The sequence below is a fragment of the Streptomyces sp. NPDC021093 genome, assembly GCF_044333135.1.
Classification (GTDB): Bacteria; Actinomycetota; Actinomycetes; order Streptomycetales; family Streptomycetaceae; genus Streptomyces.
Genome location: NZ_JBIRQJ010000002.1, coordinates 388,626 through 407,347, shown reverse-complemented (window position 1 = coordinate 407,347; position 18,722 = coordinate 388,626). Strand labels below are relative to the sequence as shown.

At 71.9% G+C, this 18,722-nt stretch carries 11 protein-coding genes; 6 read left to right on the top strand and 5 right to left on the bottom strand.

Annotation, left to right across the window (positions count from 1 at the left end):
* The first annotated feature begins 11 nt into the window (after window positions 1–11).
* Both ACH4SP_RS06800 and ACH4SP_RS06795 read left to right on the top strand, forming a co-directional pair.
* Window positions 12–4,364, top strand: coding sequence for a HAMP domain-containing protein (locus tag ACH4SP_RS06800; protein ID WP_398410502.1), 4,353 nt, complete (start codon window positions 12–14; stop codon window positions 4,362–4,364).
* Window positions 4,361–6,835, top strand: coding sequence for a SpoIIE family protein phosphatase (locus ACH4SP_RS06795; RefSeq protein WP_398410498.1), 2,475 nt, complete (start codon window positions 4,361–4,363; stop codon window positions 6,833–6,835). The genes ACH4SP_RS06800 and ACH4SP_RS06795 overlap by 4 nt, the downstream gene beginning before the upstream one ends.
* A 28-nt stretch (window positions 6,836–6,863) precedes the next feature.
* On the opposite strand, the gene ACH4SP_RS06790 is transcribed toward ACH4SP_RS06795, so the two are convergent.
* The 3 genes from ACH4SP_RS06790 to ACH4SP_RS06780 form a co-directional block, all read right to left on the bottom strand.
* The gene (locus ACH4SP_RS06790) at window positions 6,864–8,216 is read right to left on the bottom strand and encodes a glycoside hydrolase family 6 protein (RefSeq protein ID WP_398410495.1); all 1,353 of its coding nucleotides are present in this window, start codon (window positions 8,214–8,216) and stop codon (window positions 6,864–6,866) included.
* Between the two features lie 370 nt (window positions 8,217–8,586).
* Window positions 8,587–9,768 (bottom strand): XdhC family protein, encoded by a 1,182-nt coding sequence (locus ACH4SP_RS06785; protein WP_398410492.1) that lies wholly within the window; start codon window positions 9,766–9,768, stop codon window positions 8,587–8,589.
* Between the two features lie 72 nt (window positions 9,769–9,840).
* Window positions 9,841–11,298, bottom strand: coding sequence for an NCS2 family permease (locus tag ACH4SP_RS06780; RefSeq protein ID WP_398410489.1), 1,458 nt, complete (start codon window positions 11,296–11,298; stop codon window positions 9,841–9,843).
* A 792-nt stretch (window positions 11,299–12,090) separates the two neighbouring features.
* Here ACH4SP_RS06780 and ACH4SP_RS06775 point away from each other — a divergent pair.
* Window positions 12,091–13,794: a PucR family transcriptional regulator gene (locus ACH4SP_RS06775; protein ID WP_398410486.1), complete on the top strand. Its 1,704-nt coding sequence runs from the start codon at window positions 12,091–12,093 to the stop codon at window positions 13,792–13,794.
* 172 nt (window positions 13,795–13,966) lie between these two features.
* The gene (locus ACH4SP_RS06770; RefSeq protein ID WP_398410483.1) at window positions 13,967–14,785 is read left to right on the top strand and encodes a hypothetical protein; all 819 of its coding nucleotides are present in this window, start codon (window positions 13,967–13,969) and stop codon (window positions 14,783–14,785) included.
* A 94-nt stretch (window positions 14,786–14,879) separates the two neighbouring features.
* Here ACH4SP_RS06770 and ACH4SP_RS06765 read toward each other — a convergent pair whose 3' ends face one another.
* The gene (locus ACH4SP_RS06765) at window positions 14,880–15,638 is read right to left on the bottom strand and encodes a GntR family transcriptional regulator (protein ID WP_398410480.1); all 759 of its coding nucleotides are present in this window, start codon (window positions 15,636–15,638) and stop codon (window positions 14,880–14,882) included.
* Window positions 15,639–15,813: 175 nt separating this feature from the next.
* Here ACH4SP_RS06765 and ACH4SP_RS06760 point away from each other — a divergent pair, with 175 nt between their 5' ends.
* Both ACH4SP_RS06760 and ACH4SP_RS06755 read left to right on the top strand, forming a co-directional pair.
* Window positions 15,814–16,692: a (2Fe-2S)-binding protein gene (locus tag ACH4SP_RS06760; protein WP_398410475.1), complete on the top strand. Its 879-nt coding sequence runs from the start codon at window positions 15,814–15,816 to the stop codon at window positions 16,690–16,692.
* Between the two features lie 243 nt (window positions 16,693–16,935).
* Window positions 16,936–18,009: a DUF2637 domain-containing protein gene (locus ACH4SP_RS06755; protein ID WP_398410473.1), complete on the top strand. Its 1,074-nt coding sequence runs from the start codon at window positions 16,936–16,938 to the stop codon at window positions 18,007–18,009.
* A gap of 82 nt (window positions 18,010–18,091) precedes the next feature.
* On the opposite strand, the gene ACH4SP_RS06750 is transcribed toward ACH4SP_RS06755, so the two are convergent.
* Complete coding sequence (locus ACH4SP_RS06750; protein WP_398410471.1) at window positions 18,092–18,640, bottom strand: ATP-binding protein; 549 nt, start codon at window positions 18,638–18,640, stop codon at window positions 18,092–18,094.
* Window positions 18,641–18,722: the final 82 nt, after the last annotated feature.

The window sequence follows — 18,722 nt, the reverse complement described above, 5'->3', positions numbered from 1 at the left end:
TGGGTCAGACCATGGGAACTACGGGTTCCGAAGCAGGCGGGCGCGCGACGGCCCGCGTCGGCACGAAGGCCGCTGCCGCGGCCGGGAGTCCGACGAGCCAGACGGCAGGCCGGACGACCGACCTGTCGACGGCGGCCGCCACCGGCGGGACGGCGACGGACACCGGCACGAACACCGGAACCGGAAGCGGAACCGGCACCGTGACAAGCACGACCGTGGGCAGGGCCACGGCCCCGTCCCCGTCCCCGTCCCCGCCCCCCGCAGCAGACACCGCACCGGCCCCGAAGGCCCGCCCCGCCCGCCGTACCGCCACGAGGACCACCAGGACCGCGAAGCCGAAGCCCGCCGGCGGCACCAACTCGGCGCCCGCGCCCACCGGTTCCGTTGCCGCCCCCACGTCTCCCGGCTCCGTCGGCGAGCCCGAGCTGCGCCAGCTCCTCGCCGGTCTGACCGCCGTACGGGACGGGGACTTCGGTACCCGGCTGCCCGACGACCGCGACGGCCTGCTCGGTGAGATCGCGCTCGTCTTCAACGGCATGGTCGACCAGCTGTCGCTCTTCACCTCCGAAGTCACCCGCGTCGCCCGCGAGGTCGGCACCGACGGGCGGCTCGGCGGCCAGGCCGAGGTGCCGGGCGTGGACGGCACCTGGAAGGACCTCACCGATTCCGTCAACGCGATGGCGGGGAACCTGACCACCCAGGTGCGCGACATCGCCCAGGTGGCGACGGCGGTCGCCAAGGGCGACCTCACGCGCAAGATCGACGTGGACGCCCAGGGCGAGATCCACGAGCTGAAGAACACGATCAATACGATGGTCGACCAACTCTCGTCGTTCGCCGACGAGGTGACCCGGGTGGCCCGCGAGGTCGGCACCGAGGGCAGGCTCGGCGGCCAGGCCGACGTACAGGGCGTCTCCGGTACGTGGAAGGACCTCACCGAGTCCGTCAACGTCATGGGCGACAACCTGACCGCCCAGGTGCGCTCCATCGCCCAGGTCACCACCGCCGTCGCCAAGGGCGACCTCTCGCAGAAGATCCGAGTGGACGCGCGCGGCGAGATCCTGGAGCTGAAGGAGACCATCAACACGATGGTCGACCAGCTCTCCGCCTTCGCCGACGAGGTCACGCGGGTGGCCCGCGAGGTCGGCACCGAGGGCAATCTGGGCGGCCAGGCCACCGTGCGCGGTGTCTCGGGCACCTGGAAGGACCTCACCGACAACGTCAACGTGATGGCGTCGAACCTGACCGGGCAGGTCCGCTCCATCGCCCAGGTCGCGACCGCCGTCGCCAAGGGCGACCTCTCGCAGAAGATCAACGTCGAGGCGAAGGGCGAGGTCGCCGCCCTCGCCGGCGTGATCAACACCATGGTGACGACCCTGTCGGCCTTCGCCGACGAGGTCACCCGGGTCGCCCGCGAGGTCGGCACCGAGGGCATCCTCGGCGGCCAGGCCCACGTGCCGCACGTGGCGGGCACCTGGAAGGACCTGACCGACAACGTCAACTCGATGGCCAACAACCTCACCGGGCAGGTCCGCAACATCGCCCAGGTGACCACCGCCGTCGCGCAGGGCGATCTGACCCGCAAGATCGACGTCGACGCGCGCGGCGAAATCCTGGAGCTCAAGACCACCATCAACACGATGGTCGACCAGCTGTCGTCGTTCGCCGCCGAGGTCACCCGCGTCGCCCGCGAGGTGGGCTCCGAGGGACGGCTCGGCGGCCAGGCCGAGGTCGAGGGCGTCTCCGGCACCTGGAAGCGCCTCACCGAGAACGTGAACGAGCTGGCCGGGAACCTCACCCGGCAGGTCCGCGCCATCGCCGAGGTGACCAGCGCGGTCGCCGAGGGCGACCTCACCCTCTCCATCACGGTGGACGCGTCGGGCGAGGTGGCCGAGCTCAAGGACAACATCAACTCGATGGTGGGGTCCCTGCGCGAGACCACCCGCGCCAACCAGGAACAGGACTGGCTCAAGACCAATCTGGCCCGTATCTCGGGCCTGATGCAGGGCCAGCGCGACCTGACCGTCGTCGCCGAGCTGATCATGGACGAGCTGACGCCGCTGGTCGGCGCGCAGTACGGCGCCTTCTACCTCGCGCACGACGCCGCGCACCACGCCGAGCTCGAACTCATCGGCTGGTACGGGCACTTCATGAGTGCCCAGGACCGCCCGGTCCGCTTCGAGCCCGGTCAGTCGCTGGTCGGCCAGGTGGCCCGCAGCCGCCGTACGATCGCCGTCGACGACCTGCCGCCGGGGTACGTCACCGTGTCGTCGGGCCTCGGTTCGGCGGACGCGCGCAGTCTGCTGGTACTGCCGATCTCCGTCGAGGGGCAGATCCTCGGCGTGATCGAGCTGGCCTCGGTGGGCGGCTTCACCCCGGTGCACCGGGACTTCCTGGAGCAGCTGATGGAGACGGTCGGCGTCAACGTCAACACGATCGTCGCCAACGCCCGTACCGACGAACTGCTCGGCGAATCACAGCGACTGGCCTCCGAGTTGCAGTCACGGTCCGAGGAACTCCAGTCGCAGCAGGAGGAGTTGCAGCACTCCAACGCCGAACTGGAGGAGAAGGCAGCCCTGTTGGCGTCGCAGAACCGGGACATCGAGGCGAAGAACCTGGAGATCGAGCAGGCCCGGCAGGAGCTGGAGGACCGCGCGCAGCAGCTCTCCATCGCGTCGAAGTACAAGTCGGAGTTCCTGGCGAACATGAGCCACGAACTGCGCACCCCGCTCAACTCCCTGCTGATCCTCGCCCAGTTGCTCGCCCAGAACCCGACCCGCAACCTCTCCCCCAAGCAGGTCGAGTACGCGGGCGTCATCCACTCGGCGGGCTCCGACCTGCTCCAGCTGATCAACGACATCCTGGACCTGTCGAAGGTCGAGGCCGGAAAGATGGACGTCAACCCGGAGCCGGTGGGGCTGCGCAAGCTGCTCGACTACGTGGAGGCGACCTTCCGGCCGATGACCGCGCAGAAGGGTCTGGACTTCCGGATCAGCGTGGCGCCCGGCGCGCCCGCCGAGCTGGTCACGGACGATTCGCGGCTGCGGCAGGTGCTGCGCAACCTGCTCTCCAACGCGGTGAAGTTCACCGAGGCCGGCGCGGTGGAGCTGCGCATCGACCCGGCGGTCGGCGCCGACCTGCCGCCCCTCGTACGTCCGCACGGCCCGGCGGTCGCCTTCCGCGTCATGGACACCGGAATCGGCATCGCCGAGCAGCAGCTCGAAGCGATCTTCGGGGCGTTCCAGCAGGCCGACGGCACGACCAGCCGCAAGTACGGCGGCACCGGCCTCGGCCTGTCGATCAGCCGCGAGATGGCGCACCTGCTCGGCGGTGCGATCCAGGTGACCAGCGCCCCCGGCGAGGGCAGCACCTTCACGCTGTACATCCCGGTGGCCCGCTTCGAGTCCCCGGCCGCTTACGCGGACCCGGCCGCCCACCGGGCCGGTGACGCGTCGGGGTTCGGCGCGCCCTCCGCCGTCGTACCGGCGCAGCAGCGCAGGCTCCTGGTGATAGAGGACCGGCCGCGCGGGCTGCTCTCGCTGGTCGCGGAGAGCGCGGTGGCCGAGCTGGCGGAGGGGTCGCTGCCGGACACCAGGGGCCCCGTGCACGTACGGACCGCGGTCGGTCCCGAGGAGGCGGCCGCGGCGCTGGCATCGGACCCGTGCCACTGTGTGGTCATCGGCCTCGACATGCCCGGCGGGTCGGCGATGCGGCTGCTTGAGGCGCTGGACGGCGATCCGGCGCTGCGCCAGGTGCCGGTGCTGGCCCATCACACCCGGCCGCTGGAGGCGGTGCACGAGCGGCGGATCCTGGACTGGTCGAAGTCGAAGCCCCTCGAACTGCTGCCGAGCCTGGACGAGTTGCGGGAGCGGATCGCCCTGCATCTGACGGCCGAACGGCCCGCCGACGTACTGCCATTGGTGCGTCCGAGCGCGCCCGTGGTGGAGGTGGAGCTCGCGGTGGAACCCGCGCTCGACGGGTTGCTCGACCTGGCCGGGCGGGTGGTGCTGGTCGTCGACGACGACGCGCGCAACGTGTACGCGCTGACCGGCATCCTCGAACTGCACGGCATGCGCGTCCTGCACGCCGACAACGGCCGCAAGGGACTCGAAGTGCTCGCCCTGCACGGCGGGGTGGAGCTGATCCTGATGGACGTGATGATGCCCGAGATGGACGGGTACGCCGCGACCGCCGCGATCCGCGCCATGCCCGAGCACGCCGACCTGCCGATCATCGCGGTGACGGCGAAGGCGATGGAGGGCGACCGGGACAAGTGTCTGTCCGCCGGTGCCAGCGACTACATCACCAAGCCGGTCGACGCGGGCGACCTCGTGGACCGCATGCGCATGTGGCTCGCCCGGTGAACGGAGAACCGACACCGTACCCGGGGGACGGGGAAGCCCGTCTGCCGGACCCCGCGACGGCTCGGCTGCCTGCTCCGACCTCGTTCCCGGCTCCGGATCCGGCGGCGTACGGCATCCCCGTACCCCCGGCCCGCTCCGCGGCCGGCGAGCCGCGGCCGCTGGACGCGCTGGCCGCCACCATCGAGCAGCTGCGCCGCGATCTGTCCCTCTCCCAGGAGTCCGCCGACGCCCGCGCGCTCATCGGGATCGCCACCGGCATCCTGGTGGAGCGCGGCCAGGGCGGGCCCGCCGAGGCCTCGCTCCATCTGGAGCGCCTCGCCGAGTCGGCCCGGGTGCCGCTGCTCGAACTGGCCGCCGACATCGTCAACGGGGCGGCGGGCGACCACATGGCCGACGCGCTGCCCACGTCCGCCTACCCCTCGCCGTCCGCGCACGACACGAGCACCGGGCCCGGCACCGTACTGCGGCTGCGGACCGCCGAGACCGGTTCGATGACGGGTGACGCGCAGACCGCCGCCCGGTCGCTCTTCGAGCGGGCGCTCGCGCCGCTGGGCGCGAGTGCGCTGGCGCTGTGGGCGGCCGGGCGCGACGGTGCGCTGATACTGGCCGGGCACGCGGGCTTCTCCCGCGGCGAGGCCGAACGCTGGCGGTACGTACCGCCGGGCGTGGCGACCTGGGCGCAGCAGGTGCTGACCGAGCGCCGCCCCCGCTGGTACGGGACGCTGCCCGCCGACGCCCCCGGCATCGGCCTGCGGCAGGGCACCGACGGTGCGCGCAGCATCCTGCCCGCCGAGGTGGGCGGCCGCATCCTCGGCGTGCTCGAAGTGTGCTGGCCGCAGCCGCAGCCGCCGCTCACGCCCGCCGCGACCCGGCAGCTCGACGCGCTCGCCGACCTGTGCGCGCACACCCTGCCGGGCATCGACGTGTCCGCCGCGTCGGCAGGATCGCCCGCCGACGAGAAGGCGGGCCCGTTGGCCGACCTCGCGGACGGGCTGCTCGACCCGGCGCTGGTGCTGCTGCCGCTGCTCGACGACTGCGACAACGTCGTGGACTTCCAGATCGCGTACGCCAACGAGCGCTTCGCCGACCTCGCGGGCCGCGCCCGTTCCGTACTGACGGGGATGCGCTGGCTGGAGGCGTACCCGCTGACCGCCCATCAGGGCGGCCTGTACGAACACCTGTTGAGGGTGCACGCGACCGGTGAACCGTTCCAGGCCGGCCGGATGACCCTCAACTCCCAGGTGGACGAGGTGCCGTTGGTGTCGGTGGCGTCGGTCGGGGCGGGCCGGTACGGCGACAGCGTGTTGCTGAGCTGGCGTCTTGAGGACGAGGCGTCACGGCTCGCCTCGCTGCTCCAGCACGCCCAACGCCTGGGCAGGATCGGCGGGTTCGAGGAGAACACCGTGACCGGCGAGGTCCTGTGGAACAACCAGCTGTTCACTCTGTTCGGGCTTCCGCCCAGCTCGTCCCCGGTACCGCTGGACCGCCTCCACCACCACGCGCACGACGACGACTCGGTGACCATCGGCCGCTTCCTGCGCACCCTGCTGCACCACCGCCACTCGGCGTCCACGGCCTTCCGGCTGCGGCGCGCGGACGGGGTGATGCGGCACATCCGGATAGTCGCCGAGCCGGTCACCGACCCGGCCGGGAACATCCTGTCCGTACGCGGCGCCTACCAGGACGTGTCGTCCCAGCACTGGACCGAGGTGGCGCTCGCCGCGACCCGCGACCGGCTGGCGGACTCCGAGGAGCAGTCGGCGGCCAGGAACAGGCTCGCCCTCCAGCTCCAGCAGGCGATCATGCCGCCCACCCGGGACGCGGTGGAGACCTCCGGGCTGCTGGTGGCGGTGCGCTACCGGCCCGCCGAGGAGGAGCACCTGGTCGGCGGCGACTGGTACGACGCGGTGGCGCTGCCCGACGGCAAGGTCCTCCTCGCGGTCGGCGACGTCGCGGGCCACGGCATCCACGCCGCGACCGGCATGGTCGTCCTGCGCAACGCGCTGCGCGGCCTGGCCGCGACCGGCGCGGGCCCCGCCCAGCTCCTGGGCTGGCTGAACTCGGTGGCCCACCACCTCACCGAGCAGGTCACCGCCACCGCGATCTGCGGCGTCTACGACCCGACGACCCGGCTGCTGCGCTGGGCCCGTGCGGGCCATCCGCCGCCGGTGCTGGTACGGGACGGAGCCGCGGCGGCGCTGCCGATGCCGCCGGGGATCCTGCTCGGCGCGGTCGGCGAAGCCCCGTACACCGAGAACGAGTTGACGCTGGAGCCCGGCGACCGGCTGCTCATGTACACGGACGGGCTGATCGAACGGCGCGACCGCACCGTGCAGGAGTCCCTGGAGCAGCTCCTGGCGCTGGCGGGCAAGGCGCCGCCGGAGCTGGAGAAGCACCTGGACCGGCTGCTGACGCACAGCCGCTCCGACACCGACGACGACACCTGCCTGATCGGCATCGAGGTGCGCTGAGGGCCGGGCCCGCCGCCCGGCACGGCCGTCACCGCCCGGGATCGGGCTCCCCCTCGGCCACCCCCGCGCCCCCGCCCGCTCCGCCGCCCGGCAGGATCGGCGGGTTCGCCAGCCGTACGAGCTCCAGGGCCTGGTCCGGGAACCAGTCGCCCGCCTTGGGGTCGACGGTGTCCCGCTCCGGGTCCTTGGGCCCTGCCGTACCGCGCAGGCACAGCCCGTCGGACTCGCCCGGCGTCTTGATCCACAGCTTGGCGTCGTGCAGCGGGTCGCCGGTGCGGGTGGTGGGCCGGACGCCGAGCCCGCGCCCCGGCGGATTGCACCAGTCCTGCGGGTCGGTGTACTTCCCGGCGGGCGGCGTCCAGGCGCCCTTCCCGTTGCGGCTGGTGTCGGTGACGAAGTGCTTCATCTTCGAGGGCGGCGTCGTCACGTTCTTGTCGAGCCAGGCCTGGGCCTCGGGGCGCGGGCCCTTCTGGGAGGGGCAGGACTCGGCCTTGCCGCCGGCCTCGACGTACGCGAGACAGCTCGAAATCAGCTTCCCGTACCAGGAGTTGGCGTCGTCGGTCTGGTAGTTGGAGGCGTTGGTGTAGAAGCCGGTCGCGGTCTTGATGCCGCCCTTGACGAGGCGCGGCACGATGCTGGCGACGTCGTGCCAGGCGGAGTGGCCGGTGTCGAGATAGACACGGGTGTGGCGGAGCGCGGCAAGGGTGCCGACGGCGTGATTGACCTCTTCGTACCGGGCGGCGGTCTTCGTCCCCTGAGCGTCGTCCTGGCCGCAGTCGGAGGGGAGGAGCGCGAGGGCGTCGGGCTCCAGTACGACGATCGCGTCCCGCTTGCCGATGCCGCGGGCGACGGCGTCGATCCACTCCTTGTACTCGGCGGTGGTGCTCGCGCCGCCGCCGGAGTAGTTGGAGCAGTCGCGGCCGGGGATGTTGTAGAGCGCGAAGACGGGGATCGAGCCGTCGATGTCGGCGTCACGGGCGACGGCGCGCGCGTCCCTCTCGACCACGTCCGGCTTCTGGTCCCCGTACCAGACGGCGTGCGGCGTCCGCACCATACGGATGACGGCCGCGGCCTCCCGGAGGGTGCGGCCGCTGTTGGCGAGCCGGAGGGCCTGCTTGTACGCATCGGGGTTGGCGAGCGGCGTGTAGAGGCGGGGGCTGCCGACGAGGGCGGGCGCGGGCGGCCCGGCGGCAGGCTCCGGCGCACCGGACGCGGGAACGGACGTCAGGGCCCAGACGAGACCGGCGGCGAGCGGGGGGAGGGCGGCGAGAACGAGGACGCGGCGGCCGAAGGGGCGCGCGGGCCGGGTGTGTTTCGCGGGGCCCAGGGTCGGCACGGAGCGCGTGGGTGGCGTGTGCGGCGTGGGCGGTTCGGGTCGCATGAGGCACTCCTGGGTCGCAAGGACGTGCGGGAGCGGTTCCCGCACGAGAGTTGCCCAGGGCAATGTGCGCGTCAAGAGTGAGGAGGCTTCTGGTGCACCCGGGCCGCGAAATTAACGGTGCGTCAGGAAGGGGTGGAGAGCGAGCCGAAGAGGGCGGACGGGTGAGGGAACTAGCCCGTCCGGCGTTTGAGGACGCACGGCGCAGCCGTGCACCGGGCACAGCCCGGGACATCAGCCCCCACCGGCGCCAGCCGTGAACAGTCTTTGCCCCGCGGCCAGCGGTTTAGGGAAGGGGTGGGGAGGGGCATCGCCCGCCGCAGGCGCAACACACCCGGACCCGGACCCGGAACACAACGGCGACGGCGACGCCCTACGCCACCTCCCCGATCCTCCCCACCACCCCACTCCCCCCGTCATGATGAATCGGCGTATGCGCCCCAGTGAGCGAAACCCCCGTCCCGCCCCTCCGCGCCGCCACGATCTCCGCGCCGATCGACAGTGCCGTCTCCTCCGGCGTCCGCGCCCCCAGGTCGAGCCCGATCGGTGACCGCAGCCGCGCCAACTCGATCTCGGTGACGCCGACTTCACGAAGTCGCGCATTGCGCTCCAGGTGCGTGCGGCGCGATCCCATGGCGCCCACGTACGCCACCGGCAGCCTCAGGGCCAGCTCCAGCAGCGGCACGTCGAACTTCGCGTCGTGGGTGAGGACGCACAGCACCGTCCGCCCGTCCAGGTCCGCCGCGACGGATTCCAGGTACCGGTGGGGCCAGTCCACCACCACTTCGTCCGCCGCGGGAAAGCGCGCCTCCGTCGCGAAGACGGGCCGCGCGTCGCAGACCGTCACGTGGTGGCCCAGGAACTTCCCCACCCGTGCCAGCGACGAAGCGAAGTCGACCGCCCCGAAGACGATCATGCGCGGGGCCGGCACGCTCGACTCCACGAGCAGCGTCAGCGGCTGTCCGCAGCGCGAGCCGTCCGCGCCGATCACGAGACCGCCGGTGCGGCCCGAGTCGAGCATCGCGCGGGCCTCCGCCGCCACCGTGCGGTCCAGTTCGGGGTGTCCGCCGAACCCTCCCTCGTACGAACCGCCGAGGTGGCCGTCCGGGTGGCCGCCGGAGCGGACGAGCAGGGCGCGCCCGACGAGTTCCACCGGCCCTTCGGTGATCCGGGCGAGGGCCGCCGCTGTCCCCTGCGCGGCGGCGGCCAGGGCGGACACCAGAACCGCGCGGGCGGGTGAGTCGCCCCGTACCGGCGTGACGAGTATGTCGAGGGTTCCGCCGCAGGTCAGACCAACGGCGAAGGCGTCCTCGTCGCTGTAGCCGAAGCGCTCGACCACGCTCCCGCCGTCGGTCAGGGCCTGTCGGCACAGTTCGTAGACCGCCCCCTCCACGCATCCGCCGGAGACCGACCCGATGGCCGTGCCTTCGCTGTCGACGGCGAGGGCGGCTCCGGGCTCCCGGGGCGAGCTTCCGTGCGTGGCCACGACCGTGGCCACGGCGAACTCCCTTCCCTGCTGGGCCCACCGGTGCAGTTCATCGGCGATGTCCAGCAAGGCGCCCTCCTCGGCAGTCGGCGAACGGTTGCGTGGAGGCGGCGGGTCCACAGGTCGTTCGTACGGATATTCCTACCCGACGCCGAGCCAGCTCTCAATCGGGTGCAATGCGAAGTAAACGATGAAGATCGCCGTAAGTGCCCACATGAAGACGCCCAGTTCGCGTGCCTTGCCCTGGGCGACCTTGATGACGGTCCAGGCGATGACGCCCGCGGCGACACCGGTGGTGATGGTGTACGTGAACGGCATCAGGACGACCGTGAGGAACACCGGGACGGCGGTGGCGCGGTCGGCCCAGTCCACGTGCCGCGCGTTCTGCATCATCATCGCGCCGATCACGACCAGGGCCGCGGAGGCGACCTCCGCCGGGACGATCGCGGTGAGCGGGGTGAAGAAGAGGCAGGCCGCGAAGAAGAGGCCGGTGACGACGGCCGACAGGCCCGTACGGGCGCCTTCGCCGACACCCGTCGCGGACTCCACGAAGACGGTCTGTCCCGAGCCGCCCGCGACGCCGCCGATGGCACCGCCCGCGCCGTCGATGAACAGCGCCTTGGACAGGCCCGGCATGCGGCCCTTGCCGTCGGCGAGCTTGGCCTCGGTGCCGACGCCGATGATGGTGGCCATCGCGTCGAAGAAGCCGGCCAGCACCAGGGTGAAGACGATCATGCCGACGGTGAGTGCGCCGACATCGCCCCAGCCGGTGAACTGCACCTGGCCGAAGAGCGAGAAGTCCGGCATCGAGACCGCGCTGCCCTTGAGTTCGGGAGCGCCGCCGGTCCAGCTCTTGGGATCGATGTCGATGATCGCGTTGAGGACGACCGCGAGGACCGTGCCGGAGACAATGCCGATGAGGATCGCGCCGGGGACGTTGCGGGCCTGCAGCATGAAGATCAGCAGCAGGGTGACGGCGAAGAGCAGGACGGGCCAGCCGGCGAGTTCACCGGTCGGGCCGAGCGAGAGGACGGTCGCCTTGCCGGGGTGCACGAACCCGGCCTTCACCAGCCCGATCAGGGCGATGAAGAGGCCGATGCCCATGGTGATGCCGTGCTTGAGGGCGAGCGGGATGGCGTTCATGATCATCTCGCGCAGTCCTGTGACGACCAGCAGCATGATCACGACGCCGTACGCGACGCACATCGCCATGGCCTGGCCCCAGGTCATCTGGGGTGCGACCTGCGAGGCGAGTACGCCCGAGACGCTGAGACCGGCCGCGAGGGCCAGCGGGACCTTGCCGACGAAGCCCATCAGCAGGGTGGTGACGGCCGCCGCGAGGGCGGTCGCGGTGATCAGGGCGGGCTGGCTGAGGATGCCGCCTTCGACGTCCTTGCCGCCGAGGATCAACGGGTTGAGCAGGAGGATGTACGCCATCGCCATGAAGGTGGTGATGCCGCCGCGCACCTCCCGGGCGACGGTGGATCCCCGCTTCGTTATGTGGAAGTAACGGTCGAGCCAAGAGCGGCCGGCGGGCTGGCGCGTACCTGCGCCGGCGTCCTCCGCCGTGGCCTTCGGCTCAGTGGACTGCTGGGTCATGGTGCCTTGTCTCCCAAGGTTCAAAGGGGCATCCCAAGTACCGCGGGCGGTACGGGAATTCGGGGACGGTTGGAGGGCTGCACGACCCGGAGGACGGTCCGAGGGTGAGCATGGTGCGGGTTGTACGGATGGTGCTGATGGTGCTGATGGTGCTGTGCAACTTCCGCTAGCGAGGCGGATGTCGTCGGGACCCCGGGGGCGGGCGGAGGGAAGTGCGACCTTCCTGGAGGCCGCGTCACCCGGGGAGTGCGAGGGGCCTGACGGTGATTGAGGTCACGGTGGTGCCATGGCGCCGGACCGGCGCGGGCGCCGCGCCCGGGAACGTACCGCAGGAATCCGGGGACGCACCGCAGGAACCGGCCGCGCACGCTTCACCCGGATGGGCGTCCGCGCGGTGCCCGGACTGGTCGGCAGGGCGCAGGTGCTCCCTGATCCGGCCTCGGCGGCGAGCGCCTCCTCCCGACTGGCGGGGCGAAGGAAGTCCATGAGTGGCTCTCTCTTCGTTTCGGGGGGGGCGACTGTGCGGTGCGGCCTCCGCAAGGTTTCGGACAGCTGGTTCATGTCCTGTTCATGCAGGGGTGGCCCAAGTACACAAGCCGCCGGGAGCCCGGTGCAGTCACTGAAACCATGAAGGAGTTGGCTGGTCGCCCATCACGTCTTGTAGATTCGAACGAAAGAAGGGGATCAGTAACCTCTCTGCAATTCACATGCGTCCCAAATGACACAGTCACCGGCCCACCCACTACCGGCCACCCGACACACTCCCGACACAGAAACGGCGGCGACACGACGATGCGGCTGCGCGCCCTGCTGGAAACCGATGCGCTCGGCCTGCGCCTACTGGGCGGCGAGGACGAGCTCGACCGCACCGTGCGCGGCGTCATGACCACCGACCTGCGTGATCCCAGCCGCTACCTCTCGGGCGGCGAGCTGGTGCTGACCGGGCTGGCCTGGCGGCACTCCCCCGAGGACTCCGAGCCCTTCGTACGGCTGCTCGCCTCGGCCGGCGTCGTCGGCCTCGCGGCGGGCGAGGCCGAGCTGGGCAGCGTCCCGCAGGACCTGATCGAGGCGTGCGCCCGGCACCGGCTGCCGCTCTTCTCGGTCGCCGAGTCGGTCGCCTTCGCGACGATCACCGAGCACGTCGTGCGCCAGGTGTCGGGCGAGCGGGCCGGGGACCTGGCGACGGTCGTCGACCGGCACCGCCGGCTGATGACGTCGGGCCCGACCGGCGGCGGCCCCGAGGTCGTCCTCGACCTGCTCACCTCCGACCTGGACCTGCATGCCTGGGTGCTCTCCCCCGTCGGCCGCCAGATCGCCGGCTCCGACACCCCGCTCCCCGCCGGTGTCGGCCCCGCGCTCGCCGCCGAGCACCTGGCGGCCAGCCGCACCGGACGGCGCAGCCCGCACCGGGTGGTCCTGGGCTCCACCGCGTACTCGCTCTTCCCCATCCGTACGGCGGGCAGGGGGGCCGACCGGATCGCCGGGACCGCCGCCTCCCGCGACGTCCGGGAGAACGTGCTGTCCGACTGGCTGCTGGCCGTCGAGGCCGACGCGGGCGACTGGCCCGCCGCCCGGCTCGACCTGCTCCAGGGCGTCACCCAGCTGATCGCCGTGGAGCGGGACCGCCGCGACGCGGCCCGTACGGTACGGCGCAGGCTCGCGCAGGAGGTCCTGGAGCTGGTCCAGACGGGCGCGGCCCCCTCGGAGATCGCCGCCAGGCTGCGCGTCGCGGCCCCCGTACTGCTGCCGGGGCTCGGTGCGGCCCCGCACTGGCAGGTGGTGGTGGCCCGGGTCGAGTGGGACGGCGGCAGCGTGGAGAGCGGCCCCGCGGCGCAGGCGCTCCTTGAGGAGATCCTGGTCGATCCCACCGTCCCGGCGGACTCGACGGCGGCGGCCGAGCCCGCCGACCGTATCGCCGTGGCCCACAGCGGCGAGGAGGCCATCGCGCTCGTCCCGCTCCCCGCCGTCGCCGCCGACCAGCCGGAGGGGGCCGAGAGCCCCGGGCTGCACGCGGAGACCCTGCTTTCCGCCGTCCAGGCCCCGCTCTCGGGCGGCCTCGCCGACGACGGCCGGCTGACGCTGGGCGTCAGCGCCCCGGTGCACTCCGCCGAGGGTCTGCGCGGAGCGCTGGAGGAGGCCAGGCACGCCCGCCGGGTCGCCGCCGCACGCCCCGGCCGGGTCGCCGCCGCCGGACACCACGAGCTCGCTTCGCACGTGCTCCTGCTCCCCTTCGTCCCCGACGACGTGCGCCGCGCCTTCACCGCCCGGCTGCTCGACCCGCTGCGCGACTACGACCGGCGCCACCGCGCGGAGCTCGTCCCGACCCTGGAGGCGTTCCTCGACAGCGACGGTTCCTGGACGCGCTGCGCGACCCGGCTGCACCTGCACGTCAACACGCTGCGCTACCGGGTGGGTCGCATCGAGCAGTTGACGGGGCGCGACCTCTCCCGGCTCGAAGACAAACTGGACTTCTTCCTGGCCCTGCGCATGAGCTGACGAAAAGTCACCGGGAATTCGCCCGGTCCCAACTGTCAAGCGGTGACCGCCCTTTGTGAAAACATTCACCCGACCCCTTGGCCCCATCCGTCATTTCATGCTGTGATGCGCGCACGACCGCACGTCGACCGGTCGGACTTCACAGCTCAATGGCGCGCTCGGGGAGGGCAATGTGGCGGACACCGCCATGTCGGGTTCCACTTCTGACACAGGAGGAGCCGGAGCAGAGAGGTTCTTCGAGGGGTTCGAGGGAGGCGGGGGGCCACTCCAGACGGCGGTGTGGCGACTGCGTTCCCGTGGCTGCTGGGCCGACGCGGCAGCCCTGCTGGAATCGCGTCCCGGCGCGGCCGCCGCCCTCCAGCGGGCCTCGCTCCTCGTGGAGCGCTGTCTGTTCACGGAACACGGCTGGCCCGCGGCCGAGGAGGCTCTGCGCGGCGCGGAGGCCCTCGCCAAGGACGACGACGAGCGCGGCAGCGCCGCCTGCGAACGCGGTCATCTCGCTTACGCGTCAACGGTGTTGGGGGTCCAGGACCGGGCCGACGAGGCCCGCTCGGCGCTCGGCAGGGCAGCGGCCCTGCTGCACCCCAACTCCCCCAACCGCCCGCTCCTGGACTTCCGCCGGGGCCTGGTCGCCGAACACCTCTCGGACTCCCCGCAGTCGGCGCGGGCCGCGTACCGCAGGGCCCACGCGGGCGCGACCACCCACCGCAAGGCGCTGCTGCTCTCCTTCACCTGGCGCCATCTCGCCGGACTCGCCCTGCGCGAAGGGGAGTTGGCGGAGGCACGGCACGGTTTCGCGGAGTCGCTGCGGATAAGGGAGGAACTGGGCTACCTGGTCGGCACGGCGCCGGCGCTGGCGGCTCTGGCGGACGCGGAGCCGGAGCCGGAGGCGAGTCGGCTGCGGGCGGAGGCGGCGCGGCTCTTCCACTTGCTGGACGGCGTTCCCACGTGGCTGGCTGCCCAGCTTTCGCCGCCGGCGGCGGCCGTTTGAGGTCGCATGTCCCTGCGCGGGCAGGTGGGGGCTGGTCGCGCCCACGCGGCGGAGCCGCAGATCCGACGCAGCCCCGCGCCCCTAAAGGGCGCTCCTAATGCGCTCTGGTGAAGTGTTCTCGTACGAGTGATTGCGCTGCGGGGAGGTCCTGGGCGATCAGGGCCTCCAGCAGTGCCGTGTGTTCGGCCGCGTCCGCCACCAGGTCGGCCCGCCGGGGCACCGGCGCTCCGGCCGGCGGCCACTGTGCCCGCCGGTGCAGCCCGGCGGCGACGTCCACCAGCTGGGCGTTGCCCGCCATGGCGAGCACCGCGCCGTGAAAGGCCCGGTCCGCCTCCGCGTACGCAGCCCTGTCCCCCTTCGCCGCCGCCGCCGTGGCCGCCTCGGCGAGGGGGCGCAGCGCGCGCCAGCGGCCGGGGTCGACGGTGCGGGCGAGCCTGAGCATGGTCGGCACCTCGATCAGGGCACGTATCTCGGCCAGATCGGAGAGGTCGGACGCACCGCGTTCGGTGACCCGGAAGCCCCGGTTCGGGACGACCTCCACGGCGCCCTCCAGGGCGAGTTGCTGCATCGCCTCGCGGACCGGGGTCGCCGACACTCCGAAGCGGGCGCCGAGCGCCGGGCCCGAGTAGACCTCGCCGGGGGCCAGTTCACCGCTGACCAGGGCGGCTCGCAGCGCGTCGAGGATCTGTCCGCGCACGGAGTGCCGGACCAGCCGGGGCGCGGCGGGCCCGCTGTGGGTGTGCTCGCCACGGCTCTGCTCGCCCGGGTCCGGCCCGCCCCTGGCCCGCTCGCCACGGGTCTGCGCGGGCACGCCTGAGGGCACCGCGGGCGGGCGCCCCCTGGGCTGCTCCACCTGGTCCACCCTCCGTTGTGCGTACGTATGTCCGTGTGCAGCCTAGGTGGCTCATCCGACAGTTCAAACACATCCGTGATCGGGTAAGGTAAGGCTTACCTGCACAGCCCGCGTGTGCTCGTCCGTTGCTCGTCCGTGCTGCACACCCCCGCGATGCGATTCGGTGGTCCCCTGCATGACCGTCCCCGCCCTCCGGCCGTCCCCCGCCGCGCGACCCGCCGCCTCCTCCGCCGTTGCGGATTCGTACGCACGCCTCACCGAGGTCTTCCCCTCGCTGGTCGTGAGAGAGCTGACGGATCCGGCCGAGCAGGCGCCGCGCGGCGGCGGCTGGGTGGGCGCGGACGAGCTGGCCGAGGCGGGACCCGCCCTCGACGCCTTCCTGGCCTGGGACGACGCACAGGTACTGCGGGACTACGGACAGCAGGCGCGCCCCGACGTGATCGCCAGCTTCGCCCTGCACCGGTACGCCTGGCCCGCCTGCCTGCTGGTGACGATGCCCTGGTTCCTGCACCGCCGGGTGCCCCTGATCAAGGTCGGGGACATCGCCTTCCAGCGGGTGCTCGGCCGGATGACCGTACGGGTGGACAGCTTCGCGTGCCTGCCGGGCGACCCGGCGGCGGCGCTGCCCGGCGCCCGTGTCGTACCGGACGAGGAGGCGCTGCGGACCGAGGCGCGGGCCGCGCTCGCGGAGCAGCTGGAGCCGGTGCTCGAAGGCTTCGGGCCCCGCATGCGGCGCCGCAAGCACGCACTGTGGGGCATGGCGACGGACGAGATCGTCGAGGGCCTCTGGTACATCGCCCATCTGCTGGGCGACGAGCGGCGCGCGATGGCCGAGCTCGAACTGCTGCTGCCCGGCGCGACGGGCCCGTACCGCGCCGCCGCGGGCTTCCGCGAGCTGACCGGTCCGAACGGCGAATCACTGCCCACCCGGGACCGCGTCACCTGCTGCCTCTTCTACACGCTGCGCCCCGAGGACACCTGCACCACCTGCCCCCGGACCTGCGACGCGGACCGGGTGAAGAAGCTGAGCGCAGAGGCCGTAACCTCCGCCTGATCGCCACGCCACCCGTGCGGGTGGCACTATTCGAACCCAACTCGACCCGGTAGAGCGGTGGTTCGAGTTATTGCCACCTATCCGCATGGTGCGGACTCCCCAATGTGGTCTCTTGCCCCGAAACCCCTTGTGCACCACGCGACGTGCGCCAATATGTCGCCGAAACGCACTGAGCGCGATCCGCGGTCCGTGATCCGTCTCCATGGATGCGGTCGCCGCTGCGCTGACGCAAAGGGACTCCGCATGAGAATGACCGACATATCGCTGGACTGGCTGCTTCCTGGCGTCGTGATGATCGCGGGTGTTCTGGCGGCGGTCGCGGTGGTCGCACGCGGCAAGCGTGCGGGCGAGAAGGCGGCCGCCGCCGGCAGCGAGGACTCGTGGGAGCGCAGCGAGGAGCGGCGCAGAAGGAAGGAGGCCTTCTACGGGAGTGCCTCCTACGTCCTGCTGTTCTGCTGCGCCGCCGTCGCCGCCGCGCTCTCCTTCCACGGGCTGGTCGGCTTCGGGCAGCAGAACCTGAGCCTGTCCGGCGGCTGGGAGTACCTGGTGCCGTTCGGGCTCGACGGGGCGGCCATGTTCTGCTCCGTGCTCGCGGTGCGGGAGGCGAGTCACGGTGACGCGGCGCTCGGTTCACGGCTCCTCGTGTGGACGTTCGCAGGGGCCGCCGCCTGGTTCAACTGGGTACACGCGCCAAGGGGGTTGGGGCATGCGGGCGCACCGCACTTCTTCGCCGGCATGTCGCTCTCGGCCGCGGTGCTCTTCGACCGGGCGCTCAAGCAGACCCGCCGGGCGGCGCTGCGCGAACAGGGTCTCGTCCCGCGCCCGCTGCCGCAGATCCGGATCGTCCGGTGGCTACGGGCACCCAGGGAGACCTTCGGAGCCTGGTCGCTGATGCTGTTGGAAGGCGTACGGACGCTGGACGAAGCGGTCGACGAGGTCCGCGAGGACCGGCGGCAGAAGGAACAGAACCGGCTCCGCAGGCGGGAGCACGAGAAGCTGGAGCGGGCGCAGTTGAAGGCCATCAACCGGCAGCACCGTGCCTGGGGGCGCAGCCGGGCCGGCCGTCAGGTCGACGTGCAGCCACTGGGATCCGCCGGATCGGGCTCCGCGCCGCACGCCGTCGCGGAGCCCGCCATACCAGAGCCCGGACAACTGCCGCTTCGCAACCGGCCCTCCCTCCAGGCCGTGAAAGGCGCTGGGAGCAAGGGAGGTGACTCACGGACGGTCGACCTGACCGCCGAGGACGACACCCAGGCACTGCCCCGGCTCGACTCCCTTGAGCAGAAGCTCAAGGATCTTGAGCAGCAATTCGGCTAGCGGTGACCGTGGTTGACGCCTCGTCATATCAGGCCGGGTCAGATCACGGGAGTCGTCGTCACGGGACGGGGGCCCGGTCCGGTCAAGCGCCGGCCGGGCCCCCGTCCAGTTCGAACCAGACCACCTTGCCCGGCCCGTGCCCGTGCATCCGTACCCCCCAGGCGTCCGCGAGGGTCTGGACCAGAAGCAGTCCCCGGCCGTTCGTGTTCTCGTCGCAGGCCGCCAGCCGGGGTTCCGGAAGGCGGGACAGATGGTCGTACACCTCGACCCGCAGCTTGGACTCGGCCAGGGTCGCGTGCAGTTCCGCATCGCTCTCGGTGTGTATCAGCGCGTTGGTCACCAGCTCGCTGGTGAGCAGTTCCGCGACGTCCGCACAGTCCGGGCGTCCCCAGTTGCGCAGCAACTCGCGCAGTGCGCGCCGCACTTCGGCCACGGCTGTCAGGTCCGACCGGCCCAGTCGCCAGCGCAGGTCGAGCGCCCCGCGCGCCCTGTCGAGCCTCTCGGCCGCCTCGGTTGCCCGTATGTCCCCCTGCTGCACCGCCCGTGCGCCCTCCGACAACTTCCGTACGTCCTCCGACACCGAGCGGCCGTACGATACCGGCCCGGCCCGACCCGGCTTCTGCCTCGTCATAACCCCCACCCACACCCCGGATTGGCCCTTTCTCCCTCGAACACCCTCACGGAATGGATTCCCCGCTCCGGGATCGGCACTC